Source organism: Agarivorans sp. 2_MG-2023, assembly GCF_030548085.1.
GTDB lineage: Bacteria > Pseudomonadota > Gammaproteobacteria > Enterobacterales > Celerinatantimonadaceae > Agarivorans.
Map to the genome: position 1 here is coordinate 106124 of NZ_JAUORQ010000002.1, position 13783 is coordinate 119906.

At 44.6% G+C, this 13783-nt stretch carries 14 protein-coding genes and 1 pseudogene; 9 read left to right on the forward strand and 6 right to left on the reverse strand.

What is annotated here, in order from left to right; genetic code table 11:
* Positions 1-7: 7 nt before the first annotated feature.
* Complete coding sequence (locus Q4549_RS03195; RefSeq protein ID WP_303549730.1) at positions 8-658, forward strand: PolC-type DNA polymerase III; 651 nt, start codon at positions 8-10, stop codon at positions 656-658.
* Between the two features lie 110 nt (positions 659-768).
* A complete protein-coding gene (locus tag Q4549_RS03200) occupies positions 769-1059 on the forward strand; it encodes an RNA-binding protein (RefSeq protein ID WP_303549564.1) in 291 nt (96 codons plus the stop codon).
* 29 nt (positions 1060-1088) lie between these two features.
* On the opposite strand, the gene Q4549_RS03205 is transcribed toward Q4549_RS03200, so the two are convergent.
* Genes Q4549_RS03205 through Q4549_RS03215 form a run of 3 tightly spaced genes read right to left on the reverse strand, consistent with a single transcriptional unit; the run spans position 1089 to position 5541 of the window.
* A complete protein-coding gene (locus Q4549_RS03205) occupies positions 1089-1376 on the reverse strand; it encodes a hypothetical protein (protein WP_303557081.1) in 288 nt (95 codons plus the stop codon).
* Between the two features lie 8 nt (positions 1377-1384).
* Positions 1385-4510 carry an efflux RND transporter permease subunit gene (locus tag Q4549_RS03210; protein ID WP_303549558.1) on the reverse strand — a complete coding sequence of 1042 codons (3126 nt, stop codon included), beginning with the start codon at positions 4508-4510 and terminating at the stop codon, positions 1385-1387.
* The gene (locus Q4549_RS03215) at positions 4510-5541 is read right to left on the reverse strand and encodes an efflux RND transporter periplasmic adaptor subunit (RefSeq protein ID WP_303549555.1); all 1032 of its coding nucleotides are present in this window, start codon (positions 5539-5541) and stop codon (positions 4510-4512) included. Before Q4549_RS03215 ends, Q4549_RS03210 begins: the two co-directional genes overlap by 1 nt.
* 405 nt (positions 5542-5946) lie before the next feature.
* Between Q4549_RS03215 and gltS the strand changes: the two genes are divergently transcribed.
* The 6 genes from gltS (at position 5947) to Q4549_RS03245 (ending at position 9531) form a co-directional block, all read left to right on the forward strand.
* The gene (gene gltS / locus Q4549_RS03220; RefSeq protein ID WP_201798686.1) at positions 5947-7176 is read left to right on the forward strand and encodes a sodium/glutamate symporter; all 1230 of its coding nucleotides are present in this window, start codon (positions 5947-5949) and stop codon (positions 7174-7176) included.
* 182 nt (positions 7177-7358) lie between these two features.
* Complete coding sequence (locus Q4549_RS03225) at positions 7359-7667, forward strand: hypothetical protein (protein ID WP_137671985.1); 309 nt, start codon at positions 7359-7361, stop codon at positions 7665-7667.
* A gap of 112 nt (positions 7668-7779) precedes the next feature.
* The gene (locus tag Q4549_RS03230; protein WP_303549552.1) at positions 7780-8211 is read left to right on the forward strand and encodes a DUF3429 domain-containing protein; all 432 of its coding nucleotides are present in this window, start codon (positions 7780-7782) and stop codon (positions 8209-8211) included.
* A 12-nt stretch (positions 8212-8223) separates the two neighbouring features.
* Complete coding sequence (locus Q4549_RS03235; RefSeq protein ID WP_303549549.1) at positions 8224-8625, forward strand: thiol-disulfide oxidoreductase DCC family protein; 402 nt, start codon at positions 8224-8226, stop codon at positions 8623-8625.
* A 28-nt stretch (positions 8626-8653) separates the two neighbouring features.
* Positions 8654-8908: a DUF3081 family protein gene (locus tag Q4549_RS03240; RefSeq protein ID WP_303549546.1), complete on the forward strand. Its 255-nt coding sequence runs from the start codon at positions 8654-8656 to the stop codon at positions 8906-8908.
* Positions 8909-9039: 131 nt separating this feature from the next.
* Positions 9040-9531 carry a DUF962 domain-containing protein gene (locus tag Q4549_RS03245; RefSeq protein WP_303549544.1) on the forward strand — a complete coding sequence of 164 codons (492 nt, stop codon included), beginning with the start codon at positions 9040-9042 and terminating at the stop codon, positions 9529-9531.
* A 236-nt stretch (positions 9532-9767) separates the two neighbouring features.
* Here the strand turns inward: Q4549_RS03245 and Q4549_RS03250 are convergent, their stop codons facing one another.
* The 3 genes from Q4549_RS03250 to Q4549_RS03260 form a co-directional block, all read right to left on the reverse strand.
* Entirely contained in the window at positions 9768-11336 is a 1569-nt protein-coding gene (locus Q4549_RS03250; protein ID WP_303549541.1) for a polysaccharide lyase family 7 protein, read from the reverse strand.
* 895 nt (positions 11337-12231) lie between these two features.
* Positions 12232-12411 carry a hypothetical protein gene (locus Q4549_RS03255; RefSeq protein WP_137671991.1) on the reverse strand — a complete coding sequence of 60 codons (180 nt, stop codon included), beginning with the start codon at positions 12409-12411 and terminating at the stop codon, positions 12232-12234.
* 91 nt (positions 12412-12502) lie between these two features.
* Positions 12503-13423 (reverse strand): hypothetical protein, encoded by a 921-nt coding sequence (locus Q4549_RS03260; RefSeq protein ID WP_303549538.1) that lies wholly within the window; start codon positions 13421-13423, stop codon positions 12503-12505.
* A gap of 138 nt (positions 13424-13561) precedes the next feature.
* On the opposite strand from Q4549_RS03260, the pseudogene Q4549_RS03265 reads away from it, so the two are divergent.
* A pseudogene (locus tag Q4549_RS03265) lies at positions 13562-13762 on the forward strand (VF530 family DNA-binding protein); the annotation flags it as partial.
* Between the last annotated feature and the right edge of the window lie 21 nt (positions 13763-13783).

Genomic DNA, 13783 nt, shown 5'->3' on the forward strand with positions numbered 1-13783 from the left:
CCCCTTGATGCAATCCTTAAAAAGAATATGGCCTTTGAACCCTTCTTCACCCGCTAATACTGTTATTGTTCTCGATTTCGAAACCACTGGGCTGTCACCGAACCAAGGTGACCGAGCCATAGAAATTGGCGCAGTACTGCTAGAAAATGGTCAAGCCACTCAGCGCTTTCAAGAATTAATGAACCCGGGGTTTAGGGTTAACTCGTTTATTGAAAACTACACTGGCATTAGTAATACCATGTTACGCGACGCCCCGCCTTGTGAAGAGGTGATGGAACGTTTCTATCAATTTGTGGGGTCTCATAACCTTGTGGCGCACAACGCCTCATTTGATCAACGTTTTTTAGAGGCCGAATTTGCCCAAATAGGCCGAAGGCTTCAAGGCCAATTTGCCTGCTCTATGTTGCTGTCACGCCGTTTATTTCCCGACGCCCCCAACCATAAACTGGGGAGTTTAGTGGCTTACAACGATATTGAGAACGACGGTGTATTTCACCGAGCGTTAGCCGATTCAGAAATGACAGCCAAGCTATGGAACTGTCTGCTAGAGCAACTCGCTAATCAATACCATCTAGACCAACCAAGCTTTAGCTTAATGCAACAGATAAGCAGTAAGAGTAAAGCAAATGTCGCGAGCTTTTTACGTAAAATTGCGTAACAATGAGCGATATATAATAAAAGCTATTGAATAGCTGATTTCCGGTGGTATGCCTCAAGATGATGTGGCACAATCGCCGCCCTTTTTTCTCCGCCAACAGTGGGTACACCATGAAATTATTAGTCCGCAACCTAACTCGCACCATTACCGAAACCGAGTTGTTAGCCTTATTTGAAGCCCACGGAGAAGTACAGAGTTGCGACTTGGTGATGGATCAAGAAAGTGGCAAATCAAAAGGTTTTGGCTTTGTTGAAATGGCCGACGATAGCGCCGCTCAAGCAGCGATTGACGCACTCAACGGCACTAAGCAAGCGGGTAACAAAATTCGCGTAAAAGCGGCCGACGAAAAGCCAGAAGCGCCAGCTGAAGAGCAAATATGGCCAGAGCAAGAAGGCGAATAATCTCGCGCTGTTTTAGTAGCGACTAATCGCTATTCTTCGCTACTAAAACGAACTTGTCGTTTAAGGTTGTTCAACTGAATACCTTTAGCATTTAAACCTAGGTTAATTTGCTCGATGATCTTCTTCAGTTCACCCGCCCGCTCCGCACTCTGCAGTGCATCTTGGTGAGCGTAAACACACTGCACTTCTAAACTATCGGGAAAGCGCAGATAGTTCACTCGGTGACTTATCCAGCTAAAGTCCGCGTTATCTAGCTTAGCCGCTTCACACACCGTTGTTAAAGCCGCCACGATATCCTTATCGCGTTTTTTATCCATTTTTCGCATTAGTTCTCACATCTGTTGTCGCGATTTGATATTGCGCCATTTCCTTGTAACTGTTGATTAAGCTGTTCGGCACGCGCTTCCGGTGAGCCACTTAAGCCCCCCAATAAATGATACAAACACGGTACCACAAACAGCGTCACAAAAGTGGCCAGTAACATGCCACTAAATATTACAATACCAATCGCAAAGCGGGTTTCCGAACCGGCGCCAGTGGCAAGCAACATAGGCACCGCCCCTAGCAAGGTGGTCATGGCCGTCATAATAATCGGCCGTAAGCGATTGGTAGACGCTTTAATAATGGCCTCTTTCACTGCCAAACCTTGGTCGCGTAATTGATTGGCAAACTCTACAATTAAAATACCGTTTTTGGTTGCCATACCTATAAGCATTAATAAACCTAACTGGCTGTATATGTTAAAAGTTTCACCAGTAATAAGGATGCCGAGCAATCCTCCTAGCAGCCCCAGCGGTACGGTTAGCATGACAATGGCGGGGCTAATAAAGCTTTCAAATTGCGCTGCTAACACCAAATAACAAACCAATAAAGCCATGGCAAACAACAACCAAATTTCTCGCTGGTTATCGTAAAACTCTTTTGATTCTCCAGCGTAATCTACGGTATAGCCGCTAGGCAAAATTTCGCTAGAAGCCTGGTTCAAAAAGCTCAGTGCTTCGCCCAAGCTCACATCGTCACTTAAGTTAGCTTTAAGGTTTATCGACTTTTTCCGTTGATAATGAAACAAGCCTCGAGCCGATGCCACATCATTCGCTTCCACCAAAGTGTCTAAAGACACTAAGGCGCCACTAGCACTGCGCAGATACACCTTGCTCAAATCACTGGGCGATTGGAACTGACTTTCATCGGCCTTTAAGTAAACATCATACTCTTCGCCAAACTCTTCGAATCGGGTTTGAGCTCGTCCTCCAAGCAGTACTTCTAAGGTGCTGGCAATATCGTCGATGCTAATACCCAGCTCGCGGGCAGCTAAGCGATTTACCTGTAGCAGTATCTCTGGCGTAGTGGGATTGTAATCAAGCTGAACCCCGTGCATTAAGCCGCTATCGTTGGCTTCTTTCTCTAGCATTTGTGCGTATTGATAAAGACTTTCATAATCATCGCCCTGTAATACAAATTGCACTGGCTCGCCCATTCCACCGCCAAAACCGGGTTGATAGGGGTAGACCTTTACGTCACTGACATCATGAGCAGCATCGCGGATCATCTCTACTACTTCAGCGGCATTTTGAGTTCGCTGGCTCCAATCTTTTAAGCGAACAATGAAAAAGCCCTGGTGGTCGGCCCAACTGCCAAAAGCAGGGGCAGAATAATTAAGGGTGTCGATAGGGCCGTCTTGATCCATCATTGGCAATAAACGCTGCTCAATTTGCGCCATGCTTTCTACCATGCGATCGTAACTGGTCGCCTCCACGCCACCAACGTATACGTTAACAACCCCGCGGTCTTCTTTAGGTGCAAAGGCCGGATTTTGCTGCTGATAAGCCCACACAAGCAAGGCCATACACGCCACAACCACCAGCACAGCGCTCACTTTAAAATGCACCACTTTTTCCAACAAAGCCGCATACCTGTTCTGCAGCGCTGTCATTGCTCGGCCTACAGAGCGATTGAGCCAAGTCACCTTAGTGGGATCTTTCTCAAATAGCTTACCCGCCATTACGGGTGCAAGAGTCAGCGCCACTAAAGAAGAGAAAATCACCGCAGCCGACAGCAATACCGCAAATTCGCTAAACAAGTCGCCAATTTTTCCCTGCATAAATACCAGCGGCAAAAACACCATGACCAATACAACGGTGGTAGCAATAACAGCAAAATTTAGCTCTTTTGCACCGCGAAACGCCGCAACCAAAGGCGGTGCGCCCGCGGCTCTATGGCGAATAATATTCTCCACCACCACAATCGCATCATCCACCACCAAACCAATGGCTAAAATGAGAGCCATCAGAGTCACTAAGTTGATGCTGTAACCCAGCATATAAGCCACCGAGAAAGCAGCCACTAAAGATACTGGTACGGTTACCGCAGGAATAATGGTTGCGCTTAGTCGTCCCAAAAATAGGTACAACACTGCCACCACTAACAAGGCACAAATCGCTAGGGTTGAATACACCTCGTTAATCGCCTGGCGGATAAAAATAGTGCTATCGTAATCAACACTTAACTCAGCGCCTTCAGGCAAGAAACGCTGCAGAGAAGCCAGTTCTTTGTTAACCGTATCTGCCACTTCCAAAGGATTAGCTTTAGACATAGCAACAATGCCCAAGCCCATGCTGTCTACGCCGTTGCTTTTAAAGGTAGTGGTGTCTTTTTTAGCGCCAATGTAGATGTGGGCAATGTCATCTAGGGTAACGCTGTCGCCATTTAGGTTAGCAATTTGTAGCTCAGCAAAATCGTCGGCTTGCTGATACATGCGCTCCATGCGCACCACAATATTTAGGCTGTCATTTCGAACATAACCGGCCGGCAACTGCAGGTTTTCTCGATTAAGCGCATCAATAACATCATTGGTGGTGAGCCCGCGCCCGGCCATCGCAATGGGATCTAACTCCACGTACATTACCCGCTCAACCAAACCAGAGGTATTTACCGCACTCACTCCGGGTAGTAGGCTTAAACGTTCAATCAGTATCCGTTCGGCAAAGTCACTTAACTCAACGCGATCTTGCAAGGTAGCGGTAAGATTTAGCCACATAAATGGCGCTTCTTCACTGTCGTTTTTACGCACCACCGGTTCATCTACGTCATCAGGCAGGCGATTACGCGCACGGCTTACCGCATCTCGCACATCGCTCACCGCCGCCAGCATGTCAGAGCCTTGTTTGAAGGTGATAGTAATGCCAGACCAGCCATCCCAAGACGATGACCAGATGTAATCAATACCATCAATGCCGCTAAGTTCATCTTCTATCGGGTTGGTGATTTGCGATTCGACGATGGAGGAAGCACTGCCACGATATGGCGTACCAATAGAGACGACAGGGCTTTCAATGTCGGGCATTTCGCGCACCGGCAGTTGGCTGTAGCCAACAACCCCAAATAACATCAATAATATGCTTAGTACTATCGCCGCTACCGGGCGATACATCGACAGGTCTGAAATTTTCATTAGTTTAGTACGTCAACCTCAATCCCATCGTGAAGCTTCACTAATCCGCGATACACCACTTTATCGCCTGCTTCCAAACCACTCAGTACTTCCACTACATTATTGCCACGCACGCCCAGCTCTAGTTCAACTTTGTCCACCTGCTGCTGGTTTATTCGGTAAGCAAAACGGCGGTCACCGTCGTAGGCCACCGCTTGCAAGGGCAACAGTAAACGCTCTGGAGCGCTTAATGCTAACTCACCAGTAACCAGAGCACCCGGTGCCAAGCCCGCTTGTTTATTATCAATAGACAACTGAATGTAAACATTGAGGCTTTCGCCACGCACTCGGCTATCAATACTACTCACCGTGGCATCAAACACTTGATGTTGAAGCCCAGCTTGATGCACTTGCGCTTGTTGGCCAACGGCAACTCGCCCTAAATAGCGGGCTGCCACCGGTACATTGAGGCGTAAAGTATCAGCATTATCTAACGTCGTAAGAGTGGTGTCGGTATTCACCAATTGGCCGGGGCTTAAGTCAACCAGCCCCAGTTTGCCGCTAAAAGGCGCTCGAATAGCTCTATCTTGCAAAGCCGCTGTGGCAATCGCTAACTCAGCTTGCTGCATCGCCACTTGTGACTCATAACGATCTACTTCAGCCTGAGTAGTGGCACCTTTGGGTAACAGTTGTAGTAAATTTTTATGTTGGCGAAGTATGTCGTCTAAACGGGCTTGTTCACGCTGTAACACCGCCTGTTGATGGCGGTTATCAAGCTGCACCAATAACTGGCCTTGGCTAACTGCTTGGCTAGATTTAACTGCCACAGTGGCAATACGGCCATCAACCTCAGGGTTAATATTCACCGAGCTTGCGGAGAATACATTGCCTAACAAATGCACTTGTTCGCGCAGCTGGCCTTTCTCTATGGTCACCACTTCTACGGTAACGGGTTTATTCGGAGTGGCTGCCGAATCAGCAGCGTCGTTACTGTAAAACTTCCATGTAGCAACAGTAATCAACGCCGCCATAATCAAAATGATGCGTCGCATTATTGCTTACCTTTACAAACTGAACACCGACTCTATCGCAAGCCAAGCTAAATGGTCTATCTTTAGTTTGTGACAGAAGTGATAAATGCGAATTTGGCAGGATTAGTTCCTAAAAAAACATAATTGGCGAGATTAACAGCCTATAAATAGCCCTTTGATACTAACAAGCTCTGCAGAATAATTTTATTTCCTTAGGCTTTTCTCCAAGCAACAAACCTCATCAAAGCCCCACGACCTAATGCGTTTACATACCTTGGTTTACTCTGATTAGAACTATCTCTACACTAAATGGCGAAATATTCGCAGCATTCACTGCAACTATTTCGCCACTTATCACCCTAAGTAGGATGGATCCTACTCAGCAAGCCCAGCTTGCTTAATAACATTTAGCTAATAGGAAATTGTATGGGCATTGAGTTCAATGACGGAGTTTTAGTATTTGACTCCTTTTTTACCGCCACCATCGGCATATTGGTGTTGTTTATTGGCCGACGAATTAACAGAGCGGTTAATTTTTTAAGAGAGTTCAGTATTCCTGAACCGGTTACCGGAGGCATTTTGTTCTCGGTAATCATTGGTCTTATTTACGCCCTCACCTCGGTAGAGATTGAGTTCACCTTAATCGCTCGCGATATTTTGCTGGTCTACTTCTTCACCACCATTGGTATCAACTCCAGTTTAAAAGATTTGTTAAAAGGTGGGATGCCCTTAGTGATTTTACTCGGCATTACCATTGGTTACATGATTCTTCAAAATCTCACCGGTATCACTGTGGCGAAAATTTTCGGTCTAGACTCTGCCGTGGGCCTCTTAGGAGGAAGTGTATCGCTAATTGGTGGACACGGCACAGCCATTGCGTGGGCACCACGAATTGCCGAAGATTTTGGCGTAACAAACGCCATGGAAATTGGTATTGCCAGTGCAACCTTCGGGCTAATACTTGCCAGTTTAATGGGTGGCCCAATTGCTCAGTTCTTAGTGAACCGACATAACCTAAGCCCTAAAAAAGATGAGCCGCTAGACGTTGGTGTGGCAGAAGAAAACAAAGATAAAGGGATCACTGGTTTTGACTTTTTAGATGCCATTTTAGCGATTCATATCTGTGTAATTTTAGGTTTCATACTGAATGAAATCATTGCCAACGTGGGCTTACAACTACCGCTATTTGTAACCTGTTTATTTGCCGGTATTGTAATGACTAACTTGGTACCGTCTTCGCTGCCACGTATAACGGGTACCCAATGGCCAACCCGTAAACCCGCCATTGCATTAATTGCCGATATTTCCCTAGGTACTTTTTTAGCGATGTCGCTAATGAGCATGCAATTGTGGACGCTGATTGATTTAGCGGGTCCTATTTTTGCCATCCTCAGCGCCCAGTTTGTGATTGCCATTCTAGTGAACATTTTTATCGTATTCCCGGCAATGGGCAAAAGCTACGACGCCGCAGTAATTTGTTCAGGCTTTGGTGGTATATCGCTAGGCTCTACGCCTACTGCAATGGCAAATATGTCAGCGGTATCGCAGCGCTATGGTAACTCACACCTCGCCTTTATTATTGTGCCTTTGGTCTGTGCCTTCTTCATTGACTTGGTGAATGCCTTATTGATTCCATTCTTCTTAGCTAACTTCTAGCATTACTCAGAGGGGATGCATTTACTGCATTCCCTCTAAATAGTAAGCCTCTGTTTTATCTGGTCATTTACAGCAAAAAAAACAAACTGACATAAATACTTATAAAAAAAAGGCTGTTTCATCTGCTATACCTTAACTATTCAACTGACTAAAAAACACTCAATATTTAGGAGGCGCTTGCAATGACTATGATCAGCGCTAAACAATTTTCAGAATGGTTATGCGACCGTTTCGCCGAAGACAAAAAAGGGGTTTGTTTGTCGCGAGAAGACATTAACCACCTTACTGGCCGCCAAAGCTTTTCTCTGGGTTTTGTGCACGATATTCACTATGAACTAATGCCTCGTGGTATGGCGTTTGTTACCGACACTAGCCGTGAAACCTTTTATTTGGTTCCCATTCAGAAACGCAATTGGCGTGATCACCTAGAAAAACAATACGAGCGAGAGCTGTTTTGCAATGTACTCCCCTTGGATAAATCGGGTACCTGAGGCTTTGCTTAGTTGTAACCATATACCCCACTAAGCGTGCAGCTTTAACAAGGTCGATCCAAATGCCTGCTTACTACGTTTAATAAAGTAGTAAATCGTTAAGGACGGTATTTTGGACAAACTACAGCGCACAATCACTTTTTTAGGATACGCAGGGTTAAGTGTTTTCATCGCTTTATGTTTGGCCACACTAATGCAAATAAAGTTGTTCACTCACAGCCCCCTGCAATTGTTTGTTGGATATAGCGCTGTCATCTTAAGCTTCCTTTGTGGAAGCTTGTGGGCACAATCATTAAACGGCGAAAGCCATAGCAGTAAGCAACTGATTATTAGCAACCTACTGAGTGTACTCAGCTTTGTATGTTTAATGCTAAATTCCACCAGCAGTGCACTCATTTTACTGGCCGGTGCTTATATAGTTATTTATTACCGTGAATGGCATAGCCAACCTCCTAGCCGCTTTAGTCCGTCTTACCAACGTTTACGCTTAATTTTAACCTGCGTAGTGGTGAGCACTCACCTACTAATACTTGCCTACCAATAAACCGGAGTACTTATGCAATTACGAATTTTTTATGACGGCCAATGTCCTTTATGTGCAGAAGAAATGCGTCAACTTAAGTTTTTTGATCACCGAGAGCTAATAGAGCTACAAGACATCAACCAAGCTGAGTTTACCGACAAATTTCCACACATAGACCGAACAGAGGCCAGCGATATACTGCATGCAGAAACCGAAACTGGAACTTTGTTACTAGGCTTAGATGTTACCGCTCAAGCTTGGGGGCTGGTGAATCAAAAGCCATGGATACAACTGCTACGCACCCCGCTATTGCGTGGAGTATCTGACAAAGCCTATTTGGTGTTTGCTAAGAATCGCTTCAAAATATCGCGTTTGTTAACTGGCAAAGCCCGTTGCGATGAACAAAGCTGTGGCGTAGATAAGCAGTTTGACTAAACCATGCCAAACATTTTAGGGGAAAGTGATGCAACGCGTTGTTGATGTAAACCTAGCGCTTCGAGTATATGAAAAAATTACCCGCCTAGGCATAAAGCAAGGTGAAGGCTACCTGTATCAAGGTTTGCAGGCTAGCTCCGATTGGGATGGCTACACCATTGTGCTCAGTAACCAACAATTGGATCTTAGTGTATTTTTTCACAATAAATACCAGTTTTCCGTGCATGACGATAAAGCGATAGATAGCTTTATAAAACAACTAAAACACCTCGACCAAGACTAATTACTTGGCCACGGTATACGCTTCTCCATTGCCACATGAGATCTTGATCTCAAGTTCTAGCCTTCGGCTAACTGGTCAGAGCTGCAACTGTTATGGTAACAAACTGTTAACACTTAGCAGGATGCAAAGTTATGCCAAAACCCGTGCAGCAATGGTTTAATGAATATGCCGTTAGCCATAAAAATCCAACCAACAAAGCCATTCATTGGTTTATGGTGCCTGCCATCTATTTCAGTATTGTTGGCCTTTTATGGTCTCTGCCTTTATCAGCAGTTGTCAGTGACCAACAACTTTCCCCTTGGATAAATGCCGCCAGCCTTTTAGCTCTGCCTATTCATTGGTTTTACTTACGCTTATCCAAAGCTCTCGCGCTGGCAATGGCCTTATTTACCCTGTCGTGTTTTCTGTTATGCGATTTGATCAGTACATTAAACCCAATTCCACTTTGGCAATGCAGTATCTGGATATTTGTAGTCGCCTGGATTGGCCAGTTTATTGGCCATAAAATTGAAGGGAAAAAGCCCTCATTTTTTGAAGACATTCAATACTTACTGATTGGCCCTTTATGGTTAATGGGCTTTGTCTTTGACTACTTAAACATTGAATATAAAGCAAAAAAATAGGCGGCGGCTACAGCTTAGTCTGCCTACTCGTTAATACTTATTGTTCCACCGAGTTCTGACCGGCTTGCTGGAATAGCTTGTTCCTTGATTGCAGCAGAAGGAGAAAGAGGAGGAAAGAGCAAGCTCACTTAACGAAGACAAGTTGCTAAGAATGCCGCTAAATTTAGCATCCTAATAAAGAAAAACCCCGCTCTAAGCGGGGTTCTTTATTTTACAAACAGAGTGATAACTAAAGCTTATTGCTCTGTGTAAGTATCATGAGAGGCTTCAAGCTTGTAGAAGGTAGCTTGAGCGTAATCGTCTAAGTCACCAGAGATGTTTTGATTGTAAACACCCGCTTTAAAGTACATGTACTTGCCGCCAACATCGTAGCCACTGTCACTCATGTCAACTACCTGAACGGCGTCTTCTTTGCCTTCACGCATAACACTAACTGTCATCATGTTGCCAACCACTTCGATACGGTAGCTGAAGATCTCACCTAGAGCGATGCCATCCTCACCCACTTCAGCTGTCAAGCCACCCACTAGCGGATAAAAATCCTCTTTTGTGGCATCTTGGCTTTCATGTGCAAAGTAAACAGCACCTGTTGCTTGATTTGGTAGTTTACGGTAGTACAAACGAATTGGCTCATCGTTTTGGTCGTGGATTTGACCAATGATGAAGCGACCTACTTCATTAGCTTTACCGGTAGTCGTAGCGTGGTCAATTTTCAGGGTTGCTTCTAAAACGCCATCAATACCGCCAGCCGCTTTTAAGTCTGCTTCAGGAGCACTTGAGAATACCCAGTTGTTTTTGTTCACACCTTTAGTGCTATGTGACATGTTACCGCGACGTAGCATTTCACGAAGCTCGGTACGCGCATACTTGGTGTTTTTAGAGGTACGAACACCTTTCACGTAAGATTTGAATACTAGGCCACCATCATCAGCGGTGTAGAAAATCTCAGGGTGTTGGTAACCGTTTGCTAAGTTCCATTCAGACACGTCGTCTGGACGTTCATTTTTATCATGGTCAAAAGGCTGAGATAGGTACCAGTATGACAAATCAAAGTTTTCGCTCGGTGCATTACCTGCTAGCGGGGTTGCTGGCAAGCTTGGTGTTGGCGGAAGCTCACTACGCGAACAATTTACCGTAGTATCACAAGGGTATACTGCTGGTGCACCAAAATCACCTGAACGAAGGTTTTTACGCGATTCTTTATACGCTTTCTCTGCCGCTTTCATTTCGGCAATCATTGATGCTTCAGCAGCAACAACTGCTGACGTAATGATGTGGCTTGAAGGACAAGCATTAATGTCACAGTTCACGGCAGCTAGCTCAGTAACACTGTTCCAACCATTTTTAGTATTGCCGTGCCCAACGTATTTTACGTAACGTGCATTTACCGCAGGCTCAAACTGAAAGCGCTCTAGACCAAGGGCTTTACCCGAACTCATTTGGCTTTCGAGTACGGTAGTCCAGTTTTCACCATCAACACTCATTTGGATATCAAATTTAGACTGGCGCTGGTTACCTTTACTAAATGCAGCTTGAACGGCATCAAACTCTTGAACAGAACCAAAGTCCAACATTGCCCATTCACCGTCACCCGCTGAAGACCAACGCGTTGTAAGATCTTGGTCCAATAAACGGTCAGGGCCGTTACCATCGTGGCTACTTGCTGTAACTGCTACTGGCGTTAATAAAGCTTCACCCGTTTCCTTGTTGTTAACGAACTCATTAACAGGATCGGAGGTTGATGTACAACCTACAGCTAAAAAAACAGACGTTGCTAACAAGCTTTTAAGATAGATATGTTTCATTTACCCATTCACCTAATGTTGTATAAATCGATGATGCATTTTGTAGTACAAAACCAATTTAGCGCTGTGTATTGATGTGGAAATAACAGCTATATCCTTTTCCACATTATCTAAAACCCTATACAATAGTGTTTTCAAACTCTAACGAACACCAATTGTAATATAATTTAATAATACAAATGTGACTGAGTATTGATAAATGCGATTAAGGTCTAATACCGTCGTCCGAATAGTGATCAATGTTCAAAAAATACAGCTTACATCGAACCTTTTCCCAAAATGTTCATCCATAAACTACCAATAGATACCAGCCTTTATATCGAAGGTAGTGCCCTATTAATGTCCAAACTCAAGACAAAATAAGCGTATTGTCAGCCTTAGCGACAAAATTGTTACCTCAATGAATAGTGTGGTTTATAGGATTCTCAGTCTTTGTACAAACTGTGTCGCTCTATTCTTTTCAGCGCCATAGTTAGCAAGCTAAACGCTTTAATAATGGTAAGGCTCGCCATCTTGAGTATTGGTCTAGGCCAACATTCCAAAGCACTCGAACGCGCTTGCGGCTCTCTTCCCAAGTAACTTAACTAGCGCTTAGTTAATCTTCTAACCATGGTGTTGAGTCAATACAACTTGGAGTTCAATGCCGTCAGTACATTAGGTTTACCCAAGCTCTTAGCGCTTGCTATGCTCAAGTTTACTTTAAGCGGCTTTTTGCTCTGTAATGTCATCAACACACTAAGCTCGATTCCATTTTAGTCATGCACTGGGATGACTTTTATGATGGTGGAGTACTCAACTTGTTGAGCACATATAAAAGGGGAAGCTACGGGAAGGTACTCAATATGACACATTGAATAAAAAGCAAAAAATAAGCCGCTACTGCGGCTTAGTCTACTTACACTTTAATGTTTATTGTTTCGCCTAGTCCCGGTCGGCTCGCTGGCGCGGCCTCAGGAACATCAGCTGCCGCAACTAATTCTTGTACAGCTTTACCGTCTTGCTCTTGTTGGCTTTTAGCCAACTTGGCTGAAATCACTTCCATTGATTGAGAAGTGCTTGCACCATTGATTTCCATTCTACCTCCTGATTCCTGGTCATCGCTTCTTTAGCGGCTTTATTGAGAATAACTTTAGCTTTCTCGGCCACAAAAGATCTTTTTTATGCCGCTACTCTTCACAAGTTTCGGTCGTCAGCTGGTGCTCACCAGCATCCTCACCTTCAGCAATAATAAAGTCGCTAAGTAATTGATAGCAAAGCGCTTGGCCCTGTTTATCAATGGATTTAATAGTGATCAAACCACTGTTACCAGAGCGACGGTTACTCCATTGCTCTTTCGCATCCTGCTTAGGGGCTTTCATCAATTTTTTCATCGCCTTAGCGTACTGTTCTCGGTCGGTTTCAGTGAGGCTGTCGGCATTTTTGAAGCCCAAACGCTCAGTGGTGTTTTCACCTATTTTACCAATGAGATTAAATGGCGAAGTAAGAATGCCGCCTACAAAACCTGATACCAAACCACGGCTGGCTTCTTTTCCGGCTTCTTCGGCTTTACCTACTAGCTCATCGGCACTGGCGATCATCTCTGGTATTTCTACACGCAAAGCTTCACTTTCAGCCAAAATAAGCGGTACTTGAGGCACCACTTTAGCTATTTGTTGGTTAGTGCCTCTCACCGTTGTGTTGGTATCATCTACTCGCTTTAATACTGCGGGTAGTTCACCACGCCACGCATCCGACTCAGCCAAAATTGGCTCTATTGCTTGGCTAATCGTGGTAACTTCATCAATGATTATGGGCAACTGTTGGTTAATAACATCAATACGCTCTAGTACATCTGGAATCAAAGCTTGGTAACCCGCGCTTTGCTCTATGATTTGTGGAATGAAGGTTTTAAGCTCGGCGACCTCTGCCACTATTGGGTCTACTCGTTGTGCTGTAGCGTCTACTTTTTCCAACAACATGGGTAACTGCTCACGAAATTGGCGCAACTCTAAAGTAAAAAAAACAATCGCCGCAGCCAAAGCAAACAAACCAATACTTGTTAGTATTCGCACTAAACGAAGCAAACCTTCCATAAAACATCTGTCCATCGTAAAAAAATCCACTTCCAGCTTACCCTATAAAACCCGTTTAAGGGTGAGCCTATTAAGTAAAACTTTGTCGTTTTACTTGTCCCGCCATAAATAGGAGCTGTTACAATAAGCAAGAATTTACTATTGGCTACCAGCATGACCCAAGAAAACAACCCTTTGCACGGCAAAACCCTTGAAAGCATTTTAAAAGAACTGGTCGATTTTTACGGCTGGGACGAATTAGGCGCGCGGATCAATGTTCGCTGCTTTACTCACGACCCAAGTATTAAATCTAGCCTGAAATTTTTGCGTAAAACCCAATGGGCGCGGGATAAAGTAGAAAACTTATACTTGCGAATGAAAGGGCAAGCATAAACA